The following is a 20,883-nucleotide window of genomic DNA, read 5'->3' on the forward strand; positions in this document are numbered from 1 at the left end:
ACCCCCAGCGGAGCGCCGACCTTCGCCGACACCTCCGCCACCGACGGCGTCGCCTCGCACACGGCGACGATGCGCGAGGTGAGGTCGTCCTCGGACCAGGTCTGCTGCCACACCGAGGCGTCCAGCTGGAGGGTGGCCTCCACCGGCAGGTCGACGGTCGAGCGGGTGCGCCCGGACGTCAGCGCGTACGGCCGGACGAAGCCGACCGAGGGGGTGTGCTCCTCGGAATCCCTGCGGCCATGGCCCTCGTCACGGGTCGCCATGGGTCACCGTCACAGCACCTGAGGCCCTCGGGCCTCGGCCTGGATCATGCGGCCCACGCGCTCGACGAGGACCGCCATCTCGTACCCGACCTGACCGATGTCGGCGGACTCGACGGTGAGGACCGCGAGGTGGGAGCCGTCCCCGATGCTCATCAGCAGCAGGTAGCCGCGCTGCATCTCGACGATCGACTGCAGCACCGTGCCGCCGTCGAAGAGGCGGGCCGCGCCGGTGGCGAGGCTCGCGAGGCCCGAGGACACCGCGGCCATCTGCTCGGCGCGGTCGGCGGGGAGCCGGGCGCTGCCGGCCATGAGGAGGCCGTCGGCCGACACCAGCACCGCGTGGGCGGCGCCGGGAACGTCGTCGACGAACTTGGACACCAACCAGTCGAGGTTGCGCTGATCGGTGGCACCGGTGTAGTTGGTCATGCTCGGCCTGTCTCCTCAGGGGAACCGGATTGGTCGTCGCCAAGAGTGCCACCACCGAGGGTTCCGCGTCCGCGTTGTACGCCGGCCAGGTGACGGCTGAGCCGATCCCGGATGGCAGCGGGGTCACGGTCGGACGAGGACCTCGTGGGCTCGGCGACTGCGCCGGGCACGAGGAACTGGCCCGGTCGGCGCTTCGGGAGACCGGATTCGGTGGTGTGCGTCACGGGACCAATATCGCTGGCTCGGTCGGCTGCCTCCCATCCGGCCTCGACTGCACTGGAGGACCAGGGCAGTCCGGGTGACGTGTCGTCGGTCAGCCACTGCGACTGCATGCTGCCGAAGATCGGGGTGTCCGCGGGCGAGGACTCGGTGGAGTCGTCCGCGCCGGGGAGGTCGTCGAACGGGGACGACTCGTAGGAGCTGTCGCTGCTCGGGAGGTCCTCGTACGTCGACGAGCCGTACGAGCTGTCGCTGCTGGGCGAGTCGTAGGTCGACGAGCGGTAGGTGCTCTCGCTGCTCGGCAGGTCGTCGTAGGTGGACGACCGGTAGCTGCTGTCGCTGCTGGGGAAGTCCTCGTACGTCGACGAGCGGTAGGAGCTGTCGCTGCTCGGCAGGTCGTCGTACGTGGACGACTGGTACGAGCCGTCGCTGCCCGGGAGGTCGTCCCACGTCGAGGTCTCGCGCGGGTGGTCGAGGAACTCGCTGCGTGCCGAGAAGAACGAGGAGGTGTTCGAGGGGGACACCCGGAACTCGGAGGTGCTGTCGGGCTCGGGCAGCAGCGGCTCGGTCGACAGCGGAGTCCAGACCTCGTCGTTGCCGAAGGTGTCCTCCGACGGGGTCCAGGTGGGTGTCCACTCGCCGCTGTCGTCCGTGGGCTCGGAGCTGATCGGGCTGAGCAGCTCGCTGAACGAGGACGCGCCGCCCGCGGACGAGAGCAGGTCCTCGTAGGAGGTGCTGCCGGCGCTGTCCGAGCGCAGGTCGTCGTAGGAGCCGGAGGGCCGGAAGTCCTCGTAGGCGCTGCCGGCGCCGTAGGAGTCGGAGCCGTGCGAGCCGTTCCGGCTGCCGTTGCCGTTGCTGCCCGTGCTCTCGGGCGAGCGCGGGAGGAACGCGGCCGTGTCGTCGTACGCGGTGTCGTGGCCACCCGAGGAGGCGCCGTCGCCGTTGCCCAGGTGGGGCCCGGCGACGGGTCGCAGCATCTCCAGCGAGCCCATCTGCCCGGCGCCGGTGGCACCCGGGCGCCGCTTGGGCAGGCCCGAGCGCAGCGAGGTCAGGGTGGCGTCGCTGTCGTCGGGGCCGGCCCCCTGGCCGAAGCCGGAGTCGGCGCGGGCGAAGGGGTCGGACCGGGAGCCGGCGTCGGCACGGGTGCCGACGTCAGCGCGGGAACCGGAGTCGGCACGAGCGCCGGAGTCGGTACGGGTGTCGGCCGCGGGTGCCACCGACGACATCGGGGTCGCGCCTCGACGGGGTGCCTCGGACGGGGCGGACCGTGCGGTCGCCGGGGCGAGGCTGAGGAGGGTGGCGTCCTCGTCGTCGTCCGGGCGGCCGACGTCGGCGCGCCCGTTCCGACGCATGCCGACCTGGACCGGCCCGGTGACCTCGCGGCGCTCACGCTGGACGAGCATCCCGCTGGGCAGCACGACCGAGGCGATGATGCCGTTGTCCTTGCCGCGCCGCAGGTCGACCGTCACGTCGTGCGCGTCCGCGAGGCGGCTGACCACGAACAGGCCCATGTGCCGGGCGGTGTCGGGGGTGACGTCGGCGCCCGACTCCAGCGAGTAGTTGATGTCGTCCAGCTCGTCCGGCGCGATGCCGAGGCCCTCGTCCTCGATCTCGATCAGGACGCCGCCCTCGCCGGCACGCGAGCCGCGCAGCACGACCTCGGTGTGCGGGGGCGAGTACGCGAGCGCGTTGTCGATGATCTCGGCGAACAGGTGGACCATGTCCGACGCGGCGTTGGAACGGATCATGTGCTCGGGGATCGCGTCCAGCCGCACCCGCTGGTAGTCCTGGACCTCCGAGAGTGCCGCGCGCAGCGTGTCGGAGACCGGCAGGTCCGAGGGCGAGCTGTTGCGGGAGGTCGCGCCGGCGAGGACGAGCAGGCTGTCACCGTTGCGCCGCATCCGCGTCGCGAGGTGGTCCAGCTTGAACAGGCTCTCCAGACGCTGCGGGTCGTCCTCGTCGCGCTCCAGCGACTCGATCAGGCCGAGCTGCTGGTTGACCAGCGACGTGCTGCGCCGGGAGAGCGTCTCGAACATGTTGCCGACCTGGGTCCGCAGCCGGGCCTGCTCGGTGGCCAGTCGCAGGGCCTGCCGGTGCATGTCGTCGACGGCGCGGGCCAGCTGCCCCATCTCCTCGTGCGTGTGCACGGGGATCGACCGGATCGTGGACGGCGCCTCCTGGCCGTTCTTGATGCGCTCGATGGCGTCGGGCAGCCGCTCGTTGGCGACCTCCAGCGCACCGCGGCGCACCCGGCGGATCGGGTCGAGCAGCATGCGCGCCACGACCAGCGCGAGGGCGAGCGCGGCGAGCAGGGCGGCGATCGTGACGACGGAGTCACGGATGGCGTCGTTGCGCGAGTTGGTCGCGCCGTCGCTCAGCGTCCGGTCGGCCCGGGTCAGCAGGTTGTTCTGCAGCGCGGCGTAGCTGTTCCGGGAGGAGTCGGCGCCCATCAGGCTCGTGTCGCCGGTGGGGTTGGCGGACGCGGTGAGGCGGGAGCCGGCGTTGTCGGCCAGGCGCGCCACGTAGGAGTTGGACGAGCCGAACGCGTCGCTGAGGTTGCGGACGGCGCCGACCTCGCGGCCGATCGCGCCGGACAGGCTGGCCCTGGCGCTCGGGGTGAGGTTCGCGCCGCCGCGGGAGGCGACCAGGATGCGCTGGTCGGCGAGGGCGTACCGGGCGGTGGCAATGTCGGTGATGCTGTCCAGCGCGGTGTCCGGCCGGGTGCGGCTGATGCTGGAGGACAGCGAGATGACACCGTTGGTGATGGTGGCGATCTGGCCGGAGACGGTCACCGGGTCCTGGCCGGGCTGCGCGTTGCGCAGCGTGATGCCGGACGCGATCGCCTGGTTCAGCTGGGCGGTCTGGTCGTCGCTGAGGTGGTGCTGGTCCATCGCGTTGATCAGCGCGGACTGGGCGTTGTCGTACGCCTGCTGGGCCGGCTTCAGCTTGCCCTTGTCGTTGGGGTAGGCAACCGCCTCGGCCACGTCCTCGTTCGCGGCCATGTACTCCAGCGCCGGCCGCAGGACCGCAGCCTGGTCGACCGCCTTGGAGTAGCTGCGATAGGTGTCGAGGGAGTCGTTGATGCGCAGGCCGGCGAAGGTCGCCGCGAGGAGGACCGGGATGGCGAGGACGGCCGCGAGCTTGCGCCGCAGCGGCCACTCGGCGAACGCGAAACGGGCATGCCTGCGCGTCGGTTCCTCTCGCTGGACACGAGATTGCCGTTCACTCACGCTTCGTCTTCCCTTCGTGGCGTCGGGCGGGTTGCTGGCTGGCTCGCCGACGTGAGAGGGTCACCGGTCGGGTGAATCTCGCCTGACAAGGTAAGCGTTGGCCAGAGGTTTGGCCAAACCCCGCCCAAGGACCACGTCAAGCACTGCTGTCGGCGTTTCGCTCCGTCGCGAGCCAGCGCCCATCGTCTCGCGTCCGGGCGCGGCAGGGGCTGGTTTGCGCAAAGTGCCGTGGCCGGAATTCCCACAGGGACCCCGTTCGGTGCTACAAGCGAATCGACTCCATAGGTTGTCGAAGGGGAGTACGTTGCTCGGGCCCACTCCCGTACCTGGAGGCGCCCGATGACCGTCCGTCCCACCCGCCGTCCGCTGCGTGCCCTCGCCGCAGCCGCGGTCGCCGTACCCCTCGCGCTCGCCGGACCGGCGTACGCCGACGCCCGGCCGAGCCACCACACCCCGCCCGGTGCCGGCGCGATGAACCGCGTGCAGTCCGTCGCCGACCGGGCCCTGCAGCCGCGTACCCGCTTCACGATGGCGGCGGACGGCTCGAGCGGCTCGCGCCCCGACGGCGCCGGCATCCCGAACATCGACTCGGTGAAGTCGACCGTCCGCACGTACTACCGCGCGGACGCGACCGGCGTCGCGGACAAGGCGTCCTCCCCGTACATCACGGAGATGTCCGGCATCCTCGACCGGCAGGAGGCGGCGCTGAACCGCCTGTACGACCGCAGCGTGCGCAGTGGCAAGAAGCCCGCGATCGTCCTCGACGCCGACGACACCACGCTGTGGACGTACGACATGGAGGACCACGACATGCACTTCACCTTCGATCCTGTGCTGCAGGACCGGTGGGTGCAGGACCAGCGGTTCCCCGCGACGCCGGGCATGGTGTCGTTCGTGGCGGCGGCGCAGCAGCGCGGCTTCACTGTCTTCGGGCTGACCGGGCGCAACGACGACCAGAAGGCCGCGACGCTCGGCAACCTCGCCAAGGTCGGCTACTCCGGCTTCACCTCCGACCGGTTCTTCACCAAGTGGACCGGCAAGGGCTCCAGCCAGCAGCCGTCGTACATCACCTGTGCGGCCGCGAAGTGCACGACGGTCGAGTACAAGGCCGGCACCCGCAAGCACATCGAGTCCCTCGGGTACGACATCGCGCTCAACGTCGGCGACCAGTGGTCGGACCTGCAGGGCGGGTACGCCGACCACACGCTCAAGCTGCCCAACCCGACGTACTACCTGCCGTCGCCGAACCTGCCCGGCGTCGACGAGCCTCGGCTCACCCCGCGCACCCGCTTCGTCATGAAGCCGGACGGCTCCAGCGGGCTCACCGCCGGCGGCGAGGGCATCCCGAACGTCGACTCGGTGAAGTCCACCATCCGGACGTACTACAACGCCGACGCGACGGGCATCGCGAGCAGGACCGCCTCGCCGTACATCACCGAGCTGGCGCGGACCACGGGTCGTATCTCGCCCGCGCTCGACGCCGCGTGCGCGGTGGGCAAGCGCGCCGGTGTGAAGCCCGCCGTCGTCCTCGACGCCGACGACACCACGTTGTGGACGTACGACATGGAGGACCACGACATGCACTTCACGTTCGATCCTGCGCTGCAGAACGTGTGGGTGCAGGAGCAGCGGTTCCCGGCGACGCCGGGCATGGTGGCGCTGGTGAACGGCGCCGAGCGGGCCGGGTGCACGGTCATCGGGCTGACCGGCCGCAACGACGACCAGAAGGCCGCGACGCTCGGCAATCTCGCCCAGGTCGGCTACACCGGGTTCGCCGCGGATCGCTACTACACGAAGTGGACCGGCAAGGGCGCCAGCCAGCAGCCGGCGTACATCACCTGCGCGGCCGCGAAGTGCACCACGATCGAGTACAAGTCGCAGACCCGCGCGCACGTGGAGTCGCCCGCCGGCGGCGGCTACACCGTCGTCGCGAATCTGGGGGACCAGTTCAGCGACCTGATCGGCGGCCACGCGCTGGCCCCGGTCAAGCTGCCCAACCCGACGTACTACCTGCCGTAGTCACGGGAGAACGACGAAGGGCCGGGTGCGTGGTGCACCCGGCCCTTCGTCGTCGCGGCGTGGGGCTCAGCCCTCGGTGCCGTCCTGCCTGTCCTGCTGCTCCGCGATCGCCCGGTGGACCTGGTCCATGTCGACGTCGCGGACCTGCTGGATGAGGTCGCTGAGCATCGGCGCGGGCATCGCGCCCGCCTGGCCGTGCAGCAGCACGCCGTCCCGGAACGCCATCACCGTCGGGATCGAGGTGATGTTCAGGGCTCCGGCGAGCTCCTGCTGCGCCTCGGTGTCGACCTTCCCGAACACGATGTCGTCGTTCTGCTCGGAGGCCTGCTCGTAGACCGGCGCGAACTGCTTGCACGGCCCGCACCAGTCGGCCCAGAAGTCGACCAGGACGATGCCGCCGTCCTCGATGGTCTTCTGGAAGTTCTCTGCTGTCAGGGTCTGCGTGGCCAAGGCTGGCTCCTCGATCGGTGGTGGGTCCTCCTTTTCAACGCCTCGTGGCCGAGAAGATTCCGCCGACCGGCGCGCGGACCCTGGCACACTCCGGGCCATGGAGCGGGTTCTCGGCATTGGCGGATACTTCCTCAGGACGTCCGACCCGGCGGCGCTGACCGCCTGGTACCGGGACTGCCTGGGCCTCGACATCGACGAGCACGGCCTGTGGCAGCAGGAGGCCGGGCCGACCGTGATGGCGATGTTCGAGGCGGACACCGACTACTTCGGGTCGCCCGCGCAGCAGTCGATGCTCAGCTTCCGGGTCCGCGACCTCGACGCGATGCTCGACCAGCTGCGCTCCCAGAACGCCGACCTGGCGCCGGAGACGCAGGACATGGAGGGCGTCGGACGGTTCGGCTGGGTCGCCGATCCCGCAGGCAACCGGATCGAGCTGTGGCAGCCGGCCTGAGCCGGCTCACCCGCCGGCCTCGGTCACGACGACCGCGACGCCGATCCGACCATGGACCTCGAGCGCAGCGAACGCGCCCGCCAGCTTGGCCTGCGCACTGGCCAGCTGGGTCTTCACCGTCGCCTCGCTGACGTACAGCCCACGTGCGATGTCGGCGTTGGAGAGCCCCCGCGCAACCGCCCTGGCCACCTCCAGCTCGCGAGGGCTGAGCATGCGCAGGGCGTCGCGCGCCTCCTGCTGCCGTGACCGGCGACCGGTGCGTACGTGGGTGAGCAGCTGGTGCGCGCTCTTGCCGGACAGGGCGCCGTCACCGGATGCGACCGACCGGACGGCCTCGATGATCTGCTGGGGCGAGGAGGTCTTGAGCAGGAACCCGGCCGCGCCCGCGTGGACCGAGCGCAGCATCACGTCGTCGTGGTCGAACGTCGTCAGCATCAGCACCTTCGGCGGTGCGGGCAGCCGGCTCAGGGCGGCCGCGGTGGTGATGCCGTCCTGGCGGGTCATCCGGACGTCCAGCAGCACCACGTGGGGAGCGTGCCGGTGCACCGCGTCGACGACCTGGTCGCCGTCGTGCACGGTGCCGACCACCGACAGGTCGGCGGCGGTCGACAGCATGAGCTCCAGGCCCTGGCAGACCAGCGGGTCGTCGTCCACCAGCAGGACGCGGGTCGGCGGAGTCACGACACCCTCCCGTTCTGAGGCCCGTCCTGGGTTCCGTTCTGGGGTCTGTTCCGAGGCCCGGGATGCCACGGCAGCCAGACGCCGACCCGGAAGGCGTACTCCTCGTCCACCCACACCTTGGACCGTCCCCCGACCTTCCGTACGCGCTCGCTGATGCCGACGAGTCCGCTGCCCTGGGCCATCGTGGCGCCAGGGATCTCCGGTCGCCCGGAAGGGACGCGGTTGGCGGTCGAGATCTCGATGCCGGTCCGCGCAGAACCATTGAGCTGCAGCCGGATCGGCGTACTCGGCGCGTGCTTGCGGGCGTTGGTCAGCAGCTCCTGGACGATGCGGTACGCGGTGTGGCTGACGACCGGGTTCAGCGGCTCCGAGCGGTCGACGTAGACGGACGCGACGACGGGGGAGCCGGCCGCGAGGCTCTCGTCGATCAGCTGCGGGACGTCGCCGAGGTCGGGTACGCGGGAGGCGACGTCGGGCGCGCCGGGTTCGCGCAGCATCGACAGCAGCGACCGCAGGTCGTCCATCGACTGCTGGGCGCCCTCGCGCACGAGCGCTGCGCTGCGGGCGACCTTGTCGTCGCCGGCGGCGACCTCGAGGGCGCCGGCGTGCAGCGACAGCAGGGACAGCCGGTGCCCGAGCGCGTCGTGCACCTCCTGCGCGAGCCGCTCCCGCTCCGCCTGCCGGGTGTGCTCCTCCTGGAGGTGGTTCAGCTGCTGGGCCTGCACCTCGTCGCGCGCGGCGTACGAGGCGACCTCCCTGCGCGAGCGGATGGTGAGCGCGATGCCGATCGTCGCGGCCACGACGAGTGCACTGATGACCGCGACGGCCCACCACGGCAGCGCCGCCCTGGGCGTGGTGGTCGCGCCGGTGATCACCTGCCAGAACGAGGTCTCGGAGGTGTGGCCGCGGCTGTCCCGCCACACCGACACCACAGTCGCGGCGCTCGCGAGGGCGCCCGCACCCCAGACCAACGGCCCGCGGCGGCGCAGGATCAGCTGCGTCAGGGCGACGAGGGCCGGGGTCGGCTCCAGCGGAAGCACCAGCGCGGCGGTGCTGCCGATCACGACCAGCAGCTCGGGCCAGCGGGTGCGCCAGACGGTGAGGACCGCGATGCCGATGCCCAGCAGCCAGCACAGGATGATCGGCCCGGAGATCTCGGCGCTCGCGGGCGGGAGACCGTGCGCGACGTTGCGCCGACCGTCGGCGTAGACGACCGCGAACGTGCAGGTGAAGAAGCACATCGTCACGATCAGCACCGTCCGGACGCGACGGCTGTGCACCGGCGTCCAACGACGCGGCTGCGGAGCCGGGCCGCCCGGTCCGGTGGCCGCGTACCCCGCAGGAGGCATTCCGACCGGCCCTCGCGGCGGGGCGGGGCGGCCCGGGAGCCGGGCGGCGGGCGTACTCACGCCGGTCAATGTACGGGCAGCCGGGGACACCGCCATCGACCATTCGGTGGAACGTCCGGCGCGTCGAATCCTCCGATCGGACAGTGCGGTCCGTCCGGTCTGCCGATGTGGTGCACCGGCCCGCGCCGGTGAACTGCTCCTGCTCGCCGCACCGGTGAGCGGCCGACCCGGTGACGGGCGGCGACCCCGTCACGGAGGAGCAGGTCATGAGCAACCACGAGAGCACTGGTTCCGGCGCGTCCCAGCCGGTCCCGCCGAGCACCTGGACCGGTGGTCCGGACGGCTGGCAGCCGGGGACGCCGCCCGCGCCGGGCGGGCAGTACGTGCCCGGCGGTCAGTACGTGCCGCCGAAGAAGCCGAGCTGGGTCGCGCGCCACAAGGTGCTGACCGGGCTCGCCGGGCTGGTCGTGGTCGGTGGCATCGCCACTGCGGCCGGGGGGTCGGGGACGGGCTCGCAGGAGGGGGCGAGCCCGTCCTCGACGGTGGCCGCGACCGGCGAGGCGGCACCGGGCGGGACGCAGGCGGCCGGCGGCTCGGGCGCGACGGGCGGGCAGAGCGCCGGTTCGACGAAGGCGGCCGCGTCGGCCAAGCCCCCGGCGCCCGCGAAGAAGGCCGCCGGCCTCAACGCCCCCGTGCGCGACGGCAAGTTCGAGTTCACGGTGACGAAGGTGCAGACCGGCCGGTCGCAGGTCGGCGGCGAGTACCTCAACGAGAAGGCGCAGGGCCAGTTCGTGCTCGTCACCGTCAAGGTCACCAACACCGGCGACGAGACCCGGGCGATGTCCGACTCCAACCAGAAGGTCTACGACACCCAGGGCCGTTCGTTCGAGGCGAACTCGATGGCCGGCATGGTCGTCAGCGACGACAACAAGGTGCTGTACGAGGACGTGAACCCTGGCAACACCGTCACCGGCGTGCTCGTGTTCGACATGCCGAAGGGCGCGACGCCCGCGCGGATCGAGCTGCACGACTCGATGTTCTCCGGGGGAGTCTCCGTCGACCTCGGCTGAACGGCGGCCGCGCGTCGTCATCCTGACGTCCGCCGCTGTCGGCTGGATCGCTAGACATAACGTGTACTTACCTTTTTAATAACTGCATGCTGATCACGGCCACGACGCACGCCCGGTGGGAGACATCCCTGTTCTCCGGCGTCCCGTCGTGTCCGCCGCTCGGAGCACCCGGGCTGACCAGCCCGCGCGCCGCGTACCAGGCCGCCCTCTGGGGCCGCGCGCGGCTGGTCGACGTACGGCCGCACGGCGCTCGTGACAGCGTGGTCCACCCCGACCTCGCGCCGCGCGAGGAGTCCGAGCTGGACGGGTGCGCCGGGCCGGTGATCGTGGTCGGCGAGTCCGAGCAGCAGGCCGCGCCGGTCGCGGGCCGCCTCGCCGGCCGGGGCGTGGGTCCGGTGACCGTGCTCGCCGGCGGGTTCGCTCGGTGGGCCCAGGAGCAGCTGCCGACCGCGCGCGCCTGACCTCGGCCGGCCGACTCAGGTCGACGAGCGGCGCAGGATCACCATCGTGTCGCCGGTGTGCCTGCCGCGAGTGACCAGCGGCTGCCGCTTGACCACGGACATGCCGTGCCCGGCGAACTCCTGGCCGAAGTCCCACGGGTAGCGGTGCCGTCCGAGGATCGCGGGCTCGTCGATCGTCACGACCGTGGTGGCGATGCGGGCGATCGTCCCGAACAGGTCGGCGCTGTCGGGGTGGGTGTGCTGCAGGGTGCGGATCGCGACGGCGAGCGCGAACTGGTCGTCGCTCATGCCCCGCAGGACCATCTCGGCGGGCCCGATGACGACGGGCACATCCGCCAGCTGGGGGTACCGCTTGCGCATCGACTGGACGGCCATCCCGTTGATCTCGACCCCGGTCACGTTGGTGAACCCCGCGTCGACCAGGGCGGCGAGCGTGGCGCCCACCCCGGAGCCGATCTCCAGGATCGGGGCGTCGCGGGCGATGCGGACGTCCGCGGCGCCGAGGATCGCCTCGACGGACGCGCGGGCGTACGGGCCGGGTGCGAGCGCCGCGTCCGACTCCTCCCAGAACTGTCGCTGCCGTTCCAGGGGGCGCATCGCGGGCTTGCGCGTGACGTACGGGGCGAGGACGGGGACGCGCTGCGCGATGCGGTCGCGAACGGGTCGGACGCGGTCCTTGATGCGGTCGGCGTTGCGGTGGACCGCACGCCCGAGGTCTGCCATGCGGTCCAGTGAAAGGGACCGCCCGGTGTGCTGCAACCGGTTCGGGCGCACTGTGGTCCAGCCATCAGCGGCGTTCGCAGTGAGCGGGCGAGTGGTTGTCCTACCGGTGAGTAACCTGCCGGCATGCCTTATCTCTCCGCCTCGCTCGAGGACGGCGTCGCGCACGTCCGGCTGAACCGCCCCGACAAGCTGAACGCCCTCACCCTGCCCGCTCTGGACGAGCTCGCCACGATGGCCCGGCACCTGCGCCGGGACCGTTCGCTGCGCGCGGCCGTCCTCAGCGGCGAGGGCCGGTCGTTCTGCGCCGGGCTGGACTTCGCGTCCGTCTTCGGCGACGGACCGGTCCAGGTGGCGCGCCGGTTCGTCCCGCGGCCGTGGCTCGGCACGAACCCGTTCCAGGAGGCCTGTTGGGCGTGGCGGCGGCTGCCCGTCCCGGTGATCGCGGTCGTGCACGGCCACTGCTACGGCGGCGGGCTGCAGATCGCGCTCGCGGCCGACTTCCGGTTCACCACGGCGGACGCGCAGTGGTCGGTGCTGGAGGGCCGGTGGGGGCTGATCCCCGACATGAGCGGCGTCCGCTCGCTCGCTCAGCAGGTCGGCATCGACACGGCCAAGCGCCTCACGATGACGGCCGAGGTCGTGTCCGGCGAGGAGGCCGTCCGCCTCGGCCTCGCCACCGCGACGAGCGAGGACCCGTACGCCGACGCGCGCGCGCTCGCCGCGCAGATCGCCACGCGCTCGCCGGACGCAGTCGCTGCGGCGAAGCGGCTGTTCGACCGGCGGTGGTCCTCCTCGCCGCGGCGGACGTTCGCCCGTGAGCGGCTGGAGCAGGCGGTCCTGCTGGGCGCGCCGAACACCGCGATCATGCGCAAGGCCTCGGCCGACCGGTCGGCCGAGGGGGAGCCGCCGCGGTTCAGGCGCCGCCTGCTGCCCTGAGGTCCGTACGGACGTCGGGACGCTGGGCGAACTCGGTCATCCGGTCCACGAATCCGTCCGTCTCGCCGAACCAGACGGCCAGCTCGTCGACGCCGGCGGCACGCCACTGCTCGACCTCGTCGGCGTCGGTCCCGTCGATGCGGGCCGCCACCGACACGGGGCGTGGCGCCGACAGCTCGCGCACTCGTGCGGCCGGCGCGGCGATCTCGGCGGGCCGGTACCCGACGCCCTGCCACACGTCGCCGAACCGCGCTGCCCGCCGCAGTGCGGCGTCAGAGCGGCCGCCGACCAGGATGCGCAGGGACGGCGTCGGTCGCGGCTCGAACACGCCGCCACCTCTCCCGCGTCCGGTGCGGAAGAGCTCCTCGATCTGCGCCAGCATCTCGTCCGTGCGCCGACCGCGGGTGGCGAAATCGCTTCCCAGGATTGCGAACTCGGGCTCGTTCCACCCCACGCCGACGCCGAGGGTGAGGCGTCCGCCGGACAGCCGGTCGAGCGTCGCGGCCTGCTTGGCCAGCAGCACCGGCTCGCGCAACGGCGCGATGAGCACCGACGTGGCGAGCCGGACGGTGGAGGTCCGCGCTGCGATGTACGCGAGCGTGACCAGCGGCTCGTACACGCCGCCGAACGGTCTGGGTGGCGGGCCGTACTCACCCGGCGGCAGCAGGTGGTCCGGCAGGTAGACGGTGTCGAAGCCCAGCTGCTCGGCCGCCACCGCGATGTCGCTGATCAGGGACGGCTCGGTATCGGGCGACTCGTCGGGCAGCACGACCTGGAAGCGCATGGACTCGACCGTAGACGGGGACGGCACGGGACTAGCGTGGTGCGGACCCTGTGATGTGTTGCCCGTGAGGAGTGCTCTCGTGAAGCTCGCCGACCAGATCGTCCAGCAGCTCAGCGACGCCGGCGTGCGCCGTATCTACGGGATCGTGGGAGACAGTCTCAACCCGGTTGTCGACGCCGTCCGCCGCACCGGCGGCTCGCAGAACGGCGGCATCGACTGGATCCACGTCCGGCACGAGGAGGCGGCGGCGTTCGCGGCTGGGGCGGACGCGCAGCTCACCGGCGAGCTCGTCGCCTGCGCCGGCTCCTGCGGGCCGGGCAACCTGCACCTCATCAACGGCCTGTACGACGCGAACCGCTCGGGCGCGCCGGTCGTCGCGATCGCCAGCCACATCCCGAGCAGCCAGATCGGGCAGGGCTACTTCCAGGAGACCCACCCCGACCGGATCTTCACCGAGTGCTCGGTCTACTCCGAGCTGATCTCGACGGCGGAGCAGTCGCCGCGCGTCGTCGCCGCCGCGGTCCGGCACGCGGTGTCCGCGCCGGGCGTCGCGGTGATCACGCTGCCCGGCGACGTCGCGGACGTCGAGACGAAGCAGCCGACGCCCGCCTGCGTCACCGTGAGACCCGGTGTGCTGCACCCGGATCCGGAGGTGGTCGACGAGCTCGCGGCCGCGGTCAACGACGCCGAGAAGGTCGCGATCTTCGCCGGCGCGGGTGTCGCGGGAGCGCACGACCAGGTGGTCGAGTTCGCCGAGCTGATCGGTGCGCCGGTCGGGCACTCGCTGCGCGGCAAGGAGCACATCCAGTACGACAACCCCTACGACGTCGGCATGACCGGTCTGCTCGGCTACGGCGCAGCGGCGGCCGGGATGGAGGGGGCGGACCTGCTGATCCTGCTCGGCACGGACTTCCCGTACGACCAGTTCCTGCCCGAGGTGCGTACGGTGCAGGTCGACCGCGACGCGAGCGTGATCGGCCGCCGGACGGACGTCGATGTCGCCGTGCACGCGGACGTGCTGCCGACGCTCCAGGCGCTGCTGCCGAAGCTCGAGCGGAAGGGCAGCCGCAAGTTCCTGGAGCAGACGCTGAAGAAGCACGACAAGCTGATGAACAAGGCGGTCGGCGCGTACACCAAGAACGTCGAGCACAAGACGCCGATCCACCCCGAGTACGCCGCGTCGATCCTGGACGGCGTCGCGGCCGAGGACGCGATCTTCACCGCCGACACGGGCATGTGCAACGTGTGGACCGCCCGGTACGTGAACCCGCTCGGCACCCGCCGCCTCATCGGCTCCTACCTGCACGGGTCGATGGCGAACGCCCTGCCGCAGGCGATCGGCGCGCAGCTGGCGTACCCCGACCGGCAGGTGATCTCGGTGTCCGGCGACGGCGGCCTGTCGATGCTGCTCGGCGAGATGCTGACCGTCGCGGCGTACGAGCTGCCGGTGAACGTCGTGGTGTTCAACAACTCCACGCTGGGGATGGTCAAGCTGGAGATGCTGGTCGACAAGCTGCCCGACTCCGGGGTGGACGTGCCGGAGGTCGACTACGCCGCGATCGCGCAGGCGATGGGCTGGTACTCCGTGCGTGTGACCGACCCGCGCCAGCTGGAGGGAGCGCTCGGGGAGGCGCTCGCGCAGCGCGGGCCGACGCTGGTGGACGTGGTGACCAACCCGAACGCGCTCTCGATCCCGCCGAAGATCTCCTCGTCGCAGGTCTTCGGCTTCGCCACCGCGATGAGCAAGATCGTGCTGAACGGAGGCGCCGGCGAGGCGGTCTCGATGGCCCGTTCGAACCTGCGCAACATCCCGCGCGGCTGACCCGCCATGACCCGCCGCGGCATGCTCGGCCGCGTCAGGCGCGCTGCACAGAGGTGTCCTCGCGCAGCGCCTGCAACAGCTCGAGCTCGCGGTCGATCTCGCGCCGCTTCTGCTGCAGTCGATCGACCTCGTCGGCCAGCAGACGTCCCATGACCTCCGTGCGTTCGGCCGGTGGCGCCTCCAGGCACGGCAGCAGCTCGGCGATGGTGGGGCTGTGCAGGCCGGCCGCCAGGAGGTGCTGGATCATCACGACGCGCTCGACCGCCGAGTCCTCGAAGTCGCGCCAGCCGCCGGCGCTCCGGTGCGAGCCCAGGAGACCCTGCTCCTCGTAGTACCGCAGCGAGCGAGGGCTCACGCCCGTGGCTTCCGCGAGCTCACCGATGCGCATGGCACCCCCCCTGGTCGCCGACGTGGACAGCTCACTCTTGCACCTCACACCGGCGTGAGGTCGGACAGTGGCGACGTCACGCCACCGTCAGCACACTCCGTGCCAGCACGAAAGGGACGCCCGATGCACTGGTTCTACCTCGCGGTCGCCGTCGTCTTCGAGATCACCGTTGCGGTCGCGGCCGGGAAGGCCGCCGGATTCACCGACCGAAGGTGGACCGCGGTGACGCTGCTCAGCGGCGCCGTCGCGACCGTCTTCCTCAGCCGAGCACTGCTCACCTTCGACGTCGGTGTCGGGTACGCGTTGTGGACCTCGATCGCCGGGGTCGGCATCACCGCCATGGGCGTCCTGGTCTTCGGTCAGCGTCTCGGCTGGAGCAAGGCTTTCGGCATCGCTGTGGTGGTCGCCGGTGTCGTCGGTCTCCAGCTCAGCGGCGCTGCCTGACGGCCATCTCGTCCGTACTCACCGGAAGGAAGACCCGATGTCCGACATCGCCCCCGCCCCGACCCGTACGCCCGTCCGCCACGCCCGCACCCGCGCGTGGCTCGTCCTCCTGCTCGCCGGCTGCTTCGAGATCGGGTACGCGCTGTCGGTCGGCGGCAGCGACGGCTTCACGAGGCCGTCGTGGTCCGTCGTCGCCGTCGTGTTCTTCCTGCTCACGCTGTACGCGCTGAGCGTCGCCCTGCGCACCATCGATCTCGGGATCGGGTACGCCGTGTGGGCCGGCATCGGCGCCGTCGGTGCCGCGCTGCTCGGGCCGGTGCTCTTGGACGACACGCTCACTCCGGCGCGTGCCGGGTGGTTGGCGGTCATCGTCGCCGGCGTGGTGTGGCTCAAGCTCGCCGATCGTCCCCCGGCGGACGGCACGGTTGTCGGTGGCTCACCGTAGGCTCGGGCGACCTCTGTCAGAGCGGATCAAATGGCGGATTTCGTTGCAGAAGAACAGGTTTCGGCCGAGCCGCTCTTGTGCTCTCGTCTCGAACATATGTACGATGTGAGCATGGCAGCGGAGCACCCCACGTCCTCCGGTGCGGCGCCGCGTGGTGCCGCACCGGAGTCGTCGCTGCCCACCGTGCCGTCAGCGGCGCCGGCTCTTGTGCCTGGCGCTGCTGATGGAGCGCGCATCCTCGCCGAGTGCCACCGAGCGACCGAGGCCGTCTACCGGCTGGCGCAGGTCGACCGTCCTACGTTGCGGGCGGCCGACCTGGTGGCGCAGATCGAGGCGACGCAGGCACTCGTCAACGCGGCGATGGCCGTCCAGGCGGTACGCATCGCCCAGTACGCCGCCACGGAGCAGCACGTCGATCCGGTGACCGAGCAGACCGGAGAGGTTGCTCACGAGCTCGGCCACGCGGCGGAGTTCGCCGATGTCGACCTGGCGCCGGTGATGGCCTGGGGTCCGCGTCAGGCCACCGCACGGGTGGAGGGGGCCATCGACGCCGTGACGAAGGTGCCGCGCCTCGTCGATCGGATGGCGGCGGGTGTTATTGACGCGGCTCGGGTCGAGCGGGTCACGCGTGAGCTGATCGAGGCACCCGACGCGGTCTGCTCCGACGTCGAGCTCACACTGCTCGAGGCGGGCGTCGAGGGGTGGTCCTCGAGGCAGGTTCAGGCGCGTACGCGCCGGCTCGTCCAGCGCCTCGATCCCGCGGCCGCGCGGACCGCGCGGCACCGGCACGCCGTCGACCGGGTCGGCGTGTTCGTGCAGCCTGCCGCTGAGGTCGGCCTTTCGGAGTGGACGGCGGTTCTGCCCACCGAGCAGGCCGCGAAGGCGTACGCCGCCGTCGATGCCCTGGCCCACGAGCTGCATGCGGGCACGACCACCGGCAAGACGCTCGGCCAGTGCCGTGCCGATGCGATGACCGACCTCATCCTGCAGCGTGCGCAGGTGACCACAACGATGACGGTCTCCGTGCCGGTCGTCAGTCCGCGGCAGGCGTCGGATCGTCCCGTCGTGCCGATCTCGTTCGAGGTCGACCCGGCCGACGTCCCGCAGTCGTGGATGTCGGACCTGTCCGATGACGAGTGGGACGCCGGGCTGGCCGAGCTGGTCGCCCGCGACCCGGGCGACCCGCCGGACCCGCCGCCGGACGATCCGTGGTGGGACGAGCTCGAGGAGACGGCGCAACGCTTCCGTGAGCTGGACGAGTCGGTGCTCACCGAGGTGGCATCGGACTGGGCCACGCCGCCCCACGTCCCATCCGTCGCGGTGGGTGATGCCGAGGTGGCGGGCGTCGGGGTCATCCCTGCCTCGACCGTGGTCGGCCTGCTGCGCGACGTCGATGTCGCGGTGGTCCGCGTCCTGGTCGACAGCGAGTCCGGCGTGCTGCGCGAGACGAGCACGCGGTCCTACCGCCCGCACGCGGCCATGCGCAGGATCGTCGTCGAGCGTGACGAGCACTGCCGGTTCCCCGGCTGCTCCCATCCCGGCCGGTGGTGCGAGGCCGACCACGTGATCCCGTGGCCGGTCGGCACCACGGCGGCGACCAACCTGCAGCTGCTGTGCAAGCACCATCACCGCGCCAAGCACGAGGCCGGGTGGCAGGTCCGAATGACGCCGGACGGCACCTGCATCTGGACCAGTCCGAACGGCCGCGAGTACGTGACCCGACCCGACCTCGTCGCCCACACCGTCGTCGGCCGTCGCCTCTGCGCAGCGGCCTGAGGCACCGCAACGCGCGCGCATCACCCGAGCAGCGGGAACCGGTCCTGCCGGGTGCCGAGCGACTCGCGTCGTCAGCGCTCAGCGGCAGGCGACCGGTGCCCTTCAGCACGCACTCCTCGTCCGTCCACTGCTCGGGCATCGGACCGCCGAGGAGCCCGTTCAGCACGCTCCGTACGCGTCCGACTGCCAGCGGGTCCAGCGGCGGACCGGTGAGGTGCGCCGTGAGATCGAGGTAGTGGACCACCGCCTCGACCACCAGGGTGTCGAGGAGATCGGCGACCGCCATCGAGTGGCCCTGTGTCATCACGACGTCGGGTTCGGCGACGCGAGCGGCGTGGACAGCAGCCCGGGAGGTCGTCGTCCAGTGGGCGACCAGGTCGGCGTCCTGCGAGTAGGCCGCCGCCACTCTCCGCACCCACTCCGCGTGGGCAGCGGCTCCCTCGCCACCGGGTCGGTGGTCCCGCCAGTACGAGACCCGGTCGGTGTCCGCGAACCCGGTGGCCGGCGTACTCAGCGCGACCAGGCAGCGCTGGGCGTCCAGCAGGAGGTGCACCAGCAGTTCGCGGACCGTCCAGTCCGTCCGGGTCGGCGCGCGCAGACCGTCGCCGGAGGCGCCAGTGACGACCGCGGTCACCGCCGCGTACGTCCCGTCGAGCAGAGCAGCGGTCTCGTGCTGGTCGTTCATCGTTCCTCCGTCCGCACCGGTGCGGCTCATCATGGCGCGGACGGCACGGTGGGCCGCGGGCAGGACGCCGCGTGACAGACTCCGAACGTGGACTTCTACTCGGCCTACCACCACGGATTCGCCCGGGTCGCCGCGTGCACCGTGCCCGTCAGCATCGGTGATCCCGGCGCGAACGCCGCGACGATCCTCGAGCAGGCCAAGGCCTGCCACGACCAGTCCGTCGCGGTGGCGGTCTTCCCCGAGCTGTCGGTGTCGGGGTACGCCATCGACGACCTGCTCCTGCAGGACGTGCTGCTCGACGAGGTACTGGCTGCGCTCGACACGATCGTCGACGCGAGCAAGGACCTGCTGCCGATGCTGGTGGTGGGCGCCCCGCTGCGGCACGGCAACCGCCTGTGCAACAGCGCGGTGGTGGTCCATCGCGGCCGGGTCCTCGGGGTCGCGCCGAAGTCGTACCTGCCGAACTACCGCGAGTTCTACGAGAAGCGCCACTTCGCGCCCGGCGACGACCAGCGCGGCCAGACGATCCGGCTGCGCGGTGAGGACGTGCCGTTCGGCCCGGACCTGCTCTTCCCCGCGTCCGACGTGCCGGGCCTGGTCGTGCACGCCGAGGTGTGCGAGGACATCTGGGTGCCGATCCCGCCCTCGTCCGAGGCGGCGCTTGCGGGGGCGACCGTCCTGCTCAACCTCTCGGCCTCACCGATCACCGTCGGCCGTGCCGAGGACCGCCACCTGATGTGCCGCTCCGCGTCCTACCGGGACAACTCCGCCTACGCGTACTGCGCTGCGGGACAAGGGGAGTCGACCACCGACCTCTCCTGGGACGGCCAGACGATGGTGTACGAGTGCGGCGGGCTGCTGGGGGAGACCGAACGCTTCCCCGACGGCGCCCGCGCGACGGTCGTCGACGTCGACCTCGACCGCATCGGGCAGGAACGCGTCCGGCAGGGCACGTTCGACGACAACCGCCGTACGCACGACGGCCGGGTCCGCGAGTTCCGCTCCGTCCCGTTCGAGCTCGCCGCGCCCAGTAAGGACATCGGGCTGCTGCGCAAGATCGACCGGTTCCCGTTCGTGCCGGACGACCCGGAGCGGCTCGCGCTTGACTGCTACGAGGCGTACAACATCCAGGTGTCCGGGCTCGAGCGGCGGATGCAGGCCATCGGCGAGCCGAAGCTGATCATCGGCGTCTCGGGCGGGCTGGACTCGACCCACGCCCTCATCGTCGCCGCGCGCGCGATGGACCGGCTCGGGAGGCCGCGTTCGGACATCCTCGCGTACACGATGCCCGGGTTCGCCACGTCGAAAGGCACGAAGAGCAACGCGACTCGGCTCTCGGAGCAGCTCGGCGTGACATTCGCCGAGCTGGACATCCGACCGGCCGCAACGCAGATGCTCAAGGACATGGGTCACCCGTTCGGCGAGGGCGAGCCCGTCTACGACGTCACCTTCGAGAACGTCCAGGCCGGGCTGAGGTACGACTACCTGTTCCGGCTGGCCAACCACCACGGCGGCATCGTCGTCGGCACCGGCGACATGTCCGAGCTCGCCCTCGGCTGGTGCACGTACGGCGTCGGTGACCAGATGTCGCACTACACCGTCAACTCCGGTATCCCGAAGACCTTGATACAGCACGTGATTCGCTGGGTCATCTCGGAGAAGCTGTTCGAGGACGAGGTCGGCACGGTCCTGCAGACGATCGTCGAGCAGGAGATCAGCCCCGAGCTCGTACCGAGCGACGACGAGTCGAAGCCGCAGTCCACCGAGGAGAAGATCGGGCCGTACGCGCTGCAGGACTTCAGCCTGTTCCACGTCCACCGGCAGGGCGCGCGGCCGAGCAAGATCGCCTTCCTCGCCTACCACGCCTGGAAGGACGCGGCCGCGGGCGACTGGCCGTCCGGCTATCCCGAGGATCAGCGGATCGCCTACGAGCTGAAGACGATTCGCGAATGGCTGGTGGTCTTCGTGCAGCGGTTCTTCGCCAACCAGTTCAAGCGGTCGGCGCTGCCCAACGGCCCGAAGGTGGTCGGTGGCGGCTCGATGTCACCGCGCGGCGACTGGCGGATGCCGTCCGACGCGAGCGCGCGCGCCTGGCTCGCCGAGCTCGACCGCGAGGTCCCGAAGCACTGACCACCCCTCCGGGCGAGTAGCGGAGCGCCGGCACCTGGTCTCGATACGGGCCTCACTTCGTTCGCCCGACTCGACCGGCGGTGGGTCCCGCCGGTCGAGTAGGCGAGCCCCCAGGGCGAGCCGTATCGAGA

At 71.3% G+C, this 20,883-nt stretch carries 19 protein-coding genes and 1 pseudogene; 10 read left to right on the forward strand and 10 right to left on the reverse strand.

Annotation, left to right across the window (positions count from 1 at the left end):
- From P4R38_RS14525 to P4R38_RS14535, 3 genes are all read right to left on the reverse strand, one after another.
- The coding region (locus P4R38_RS14525) for a DUF742 domain-containing protein (protein ID WP_277192787.1) at window positions 1-263 on the reverse strand (263 nt) is incomplete at its 3' end.
- A gap of 9 nt (window positions 264-272) precedes the next feature.
- A complete protein-coding gene (locus P4R38_RS14530; RefSeq protein ID WP_277192788.1) occupies window positions 273-689 on the reverse strand; it encodes a roadblock/LC7 domain-containing protein in 417 nt (138 codons plus the stop codon).
- Window positions 686-4,138: an ATP-binding protein gene (locus tag P4R38_RS14535; protein ID WP_277192789.1), complete on the reverse strand. Its 3,453-nt coding sequence runs from the start codon at window positions 4,136-4,138 to the stop codon at window positions 686-688. Before P4R38_RS14535 ends, P4R38_RS14530 begins: the two co-directional genes overlap by 4 nt.
- Window positions 4,139-4,477: 339 nt before the next feature.
- Here P4R38_RS14535 and P4R38_RS14540 point away from each other — a divergent pair, with 339 nt between their 5' ends.
- Window positions 4,478-6,157: an HAD family acid phosphatase gene (locus P4R38_RS14540; protein WP_277192790.1), complete on the forward strand. Its 1,680-nt coding sequence runs from the start codon at window positions 4,478-4,480 to the stop codon at window positions 6,155-6,157.
- Between the two features lie 66 nt (window positions 6,158-6,223).
- Here P4R38_RS14540 and trxA read toward each other — a convergent pair whose 3' ends face one another.
- Window positions 6,224-6,607 carry a thioredoxin gene (gene trxA / locus P4R38_RS14545; protein WP_277192791.1) on the reverse strand — a complete coding sequence of 128 codons (384 nt, stop codon included), beginning with the start codon at window positions 6,605-6,607 and terminating at the stop codon, window positions 6,224-6,226.
- A 97-nt stretch (window positions 6,608-6,704) separates the two neighbouring features.
- Between trxA and P4R38_RS14550 the strand changes: the two genes are divergently transcribed.
- Window positions 6,705-7,058 carry a VOC family protein gene (locus tag P4R38_RS14550; RefSeq protein ID WP_277192792.1) on the forward strand — a complete coding sequence of 118 codons (354 nt, stop codon included), beginning with the start codon at window positions 6,705-6,707 and terminating at the stop codon, window positions 7,056-7,058.
- Between the two features lie 6 nt (window positions 7,059-7,064).
- On the opposite strand, the gene P4R38_RS14555 is transcribed toward P4R38_RS14550, so the two are convergent.
- Window positions 7,065-7,739 carry a response regulator transcription factor gene (locus tag P4R38_RS14555; RefSeq protein ID WP_277192793.1) on the reverse strand — a complete coding sequence of 225 codons (675 nt, stop codon included), beginning with the start codon at window positions 7,737-7,739 and terminating at the stop codon, window positions 7,065-7,067.
- Window positions 7,736-9,148, reverse strand: a complete 1,413-nt coding sequence (locus P4R38_RS14560; RefSeq protein ID WP_277192794.1) for a sensor histidine kinase — start codon at window positions 9,146-9,148, stop codon at window positions 7,736-7,738. The genes P4R38_RS14555 and P4R38_RS14560 overlap by 4 nt, the downstream gene beginning before the upstream one ends.
- 206 nt (window positions 9,149-9,354) lie before the next feature.
- Here P4R38_RS14560 and P4R38_RS14565 point away from each other — a divergent pair, with 206 nt between their 5' ends.
- Entirely contained in the window at window positions 9,355-10,158 is an 804-nt protein-coding gene (locus P4R38_RS14565; protein WP_277192795.1) for a DUF4352 domain-containing protein, read from the forward strand.
- 86 nt (window positions 10,159-10,244) lie between these two features.
- Window positions 10,245-10,619: a rhodanese-like domain-containing protein gene (locus tag P4R38_RS14570; protein WP_277192796.1), complete on the forward strand. Its 375-nt coding sequence runs from the start codon at window positions 10,245-10,247 to the stop codon at window positions 10,617-10,619.
- Between the two features lie 15 nt (window positions 10,620-10,634).
- Here the strand turns inward: P4R38_RS14570 and P4R38_RS14575 are convergent, their stop codons facing one another.
- Window positions 10,635-11,342 carry a class I SAM-dependent methyltransferase gene (locus P4R38_RS14575; RefSeq protein ID WP_277192797.1) on the reverse strand — a complete coding sequence of 236 codons (708 nt, stop codon included), beginning with the start codon at window positions 11,340-11,342 and terminating at the stop codon, window positions 10,635-10,637.
- A 123-nt stretch (window positions 11,343-11,465) separates the two neighbouring features.
- Between P4R38_RS14575 and P4R38_RS14580 the strand changes: the two genes are divergently transcribed.
- The gene (locus P4R38_RS14580) at window positions 11,466-12,278 is read left to right on the forward strand and encodes a crotonase/enoyl-CoA hydratase family protein (RefSeq protein WP_277192798.1); all 813 of its coding nucleotides are present in this window, start codon (window positions 11,466-11,468) and stop codon (window positions 12,276-12,278) included.
- On the opposite strand, the gene P4R38_RS14585 is transcribed toward P4R38_RS14580, so the two are convergent.
- Window positions 12,256-13,062 carry a TIGR03619 family F420-dependent LLM class oxidoreductase gene (locus P4R38_RS14585; protein WP_277192799.1) on the reverse strand — a complete coding sequence of 269 codons (807 nt, stop codon included), beginning with the start codon at window positions 13,060-13,062 and terminating at the stop codon, window positions 12,256-12,258. The two genes, P4R38_RS14580 and P4R38_RS14585, sit on opposite strands and share 23 nt — an antisense overlap.
- A 79-nt stretch (window positions 13,063-13,141) precedes the next feature.
- On the opposite strand from P4R38_RS14585, the gene P4R38_RS14590 reads away from it, so the two are divergent.
- Entirely contained in the window at window positions 13,142-14,884 is a 1,743-nt protein-coding gene (locus P4R38_RS14590; RefSeq protein ID WP_277192800.1) for a pyruvate dehydrogenase, read from the forward strand.
- Window positions 14,885-14,918: 34 nt separating this feature from the next.
- Here P4R38_RS14590 and P4R38_RS14595 read toward each other — a convergent pair whose 3' ends face one another.
- Entirely contained in the window at window positions 14,919-15,272 is a 354-nt protein-coding gene (locus P4R38_RS14595) for a MerR family transcriptional regulator (protein WP_277192801.1), read from the reverse strand.
- 123 nt (window positions 15,273-15,395) lie between these two features.
- On the opposite strand from P4R38_RS14595, the gene P4R38_RS14600 reads away from it, so the two are divergent.
- From P4R38_RS14600 to P4R38_RS14610, 3 genes are all read left to right on the forward strand, one after another.
- Entirely contained in the window at window positions 15,396-15,716 is a 321-nt protein-coding gene (locus P4R38_RS14600; RefSeq protein WP_277192802.1) for a DMT family transporter, read from the forward strand.
- 37 nt (window positions 15,717-15,753) lie between these two features.
- A complete protein-coding gene (locus P4R38_RS14605) occupies window positions 15,754-16,161 on the forward strand; it encodes a DMT family transporter (RefSeq protein WP_277192803.1) in 408 nt (135 codons plus the stop codon).
- 111 nt (window positions 16,162-16,272) lie between these two features.
- A complete protein-coding gene (locus P4R38_RS14610) occupies window positions 16,273-17,937 on the forward strand; it encodes an HNH endonuclease signature motif containing protein (protein WP_277192804.1) in 1,665 nt (554 codons plus the stop codon).
- A 283-nt stretch (window positions 17,938-18,220) separates the two neighbouring features.
- Here the strand turns inward: P4R38_RS14610 and P4R38_RS20120 are convergent.
- Window positions 18,221-18,655: pseudogene (locus P4R38_RS20120) on the reverse strand (hypothetical protein); the annotation flags it as partial.
- A gap of 54 nt (window positions 18,656-18,709) precedes the next feature.
- Here P4R38_RS20120 and P4R38_RS14620 point away from each other — a divergent pair.
- Window positions 18,710-20,752, forward strand: a complete 2,043-nt coding sequence (locus P4R38_RS14620; protein WP_277192806.1) for an NAD(+) synthase — start codon at window positions 18,710-18,712, stop codon at window positions 20,750-20,752.
- The last annotated feature ends 131 nt before the right edge of the window (window positions 20,753-20,883 follow it).

This window comes from Luteipulveratus flavus (assembly GCF_029439465.1).
Lineage (GTDB): Bacteria > Actinomycetota > Actinomycetes > Actinomycetales > Dermatophilaceae > Luteipulveratus > Luteipulveratus flavus.

Excerpts from the sequence above, each read along its gene's own strand:
- P4R38_RS14610 (WP_277192804.1), top strand. The coding sequence starts at position 16,273 with ATGGCAGCGGAGCACCCCACGTCCTCCGGTGCGGCGCCGCGTGGTGCC.
- P4R38_RS14575 (WP_277192797.1), bottom strand. The coding sequence starts at position 11,342 with ATGGCAGACCTCGGGCGTGCGGTCCACCGCAACGCCGACCGCATCAAG.
- P4R38_RS14580 (WP_277192798.1), top strand. The coding sequence starts at position 11,466 with ATGCCTTATCTCTCCGCCTCGCTCGAGGACGGCGTCGCGCACGTCCGG.
- P4R38_RS14565 (WP_277192795.1), top strand. The coding sequence starts at position 9,355 with ATGAGCAACCACGAGAGCACTGGTTCCGGCGCGTCCCAGCCGGTCCCG.
- P4R38_RS14570 (WP_277192796.1), top strand. The coding sequence starts at position 10,245 with ATGCTGATCACGGCCACGACGCACGCCCGGTGGGAGACATCCCTGTTC.
- P4R38_RS14540 (WP_277192790.1), top strand. The coding sequence starts at position 4,478 with ATGACCGTCCGTCCCACCCGCCGTCCGCTGCGTGCCCTCGCCGCAGCC.
- P4R38_RS14600 (WP_277192802.1), top strand. The coding sequence starts at position 15,396 with ATGCACTGGTTCTACCTCGCGGTCGCCGTCGTCTTCGAGATCACCGTT.
- P4R38_RS14595 (WP_277192801.1), bottom strand. The coding sequence starts at position 15,272 with ATGCGCATCGGTGAGCTCGCGGAAGCCACGGGCGTGAGCCCTCGCTCG.
- P4R38_RS14585 (WP_277192799.1), bottom strand. The coding sequence starts at position 13,062 with ATGCGCTTCCAGGTCGTGCTGCCCGACGAGTCGCCCGATACCGAGCCG.
- P4R38_RS14550 (WP_277192792.1), top strand. The coding sequence starts at position 6,705 with ATGGAGCGGGTTCTCGGCATTGGCGGATACTTCCTCAGGACGTCCGAC.
- P4R38_RS14605 (WP_277192803.1), top strand. The coding sequence starts at position 15,754 with ATGTCCGACATCGCCCCCGCCCCGACCCGTACGCCCGTCCGCCACGCC.
- P4R38_RS14530 (WP_277192788.1), bottom strand. The coding sequence starts at position 689 with ATGACCAACTACACCGGTGCCACCGATCAGCGCAACCTCGACTGGTTG.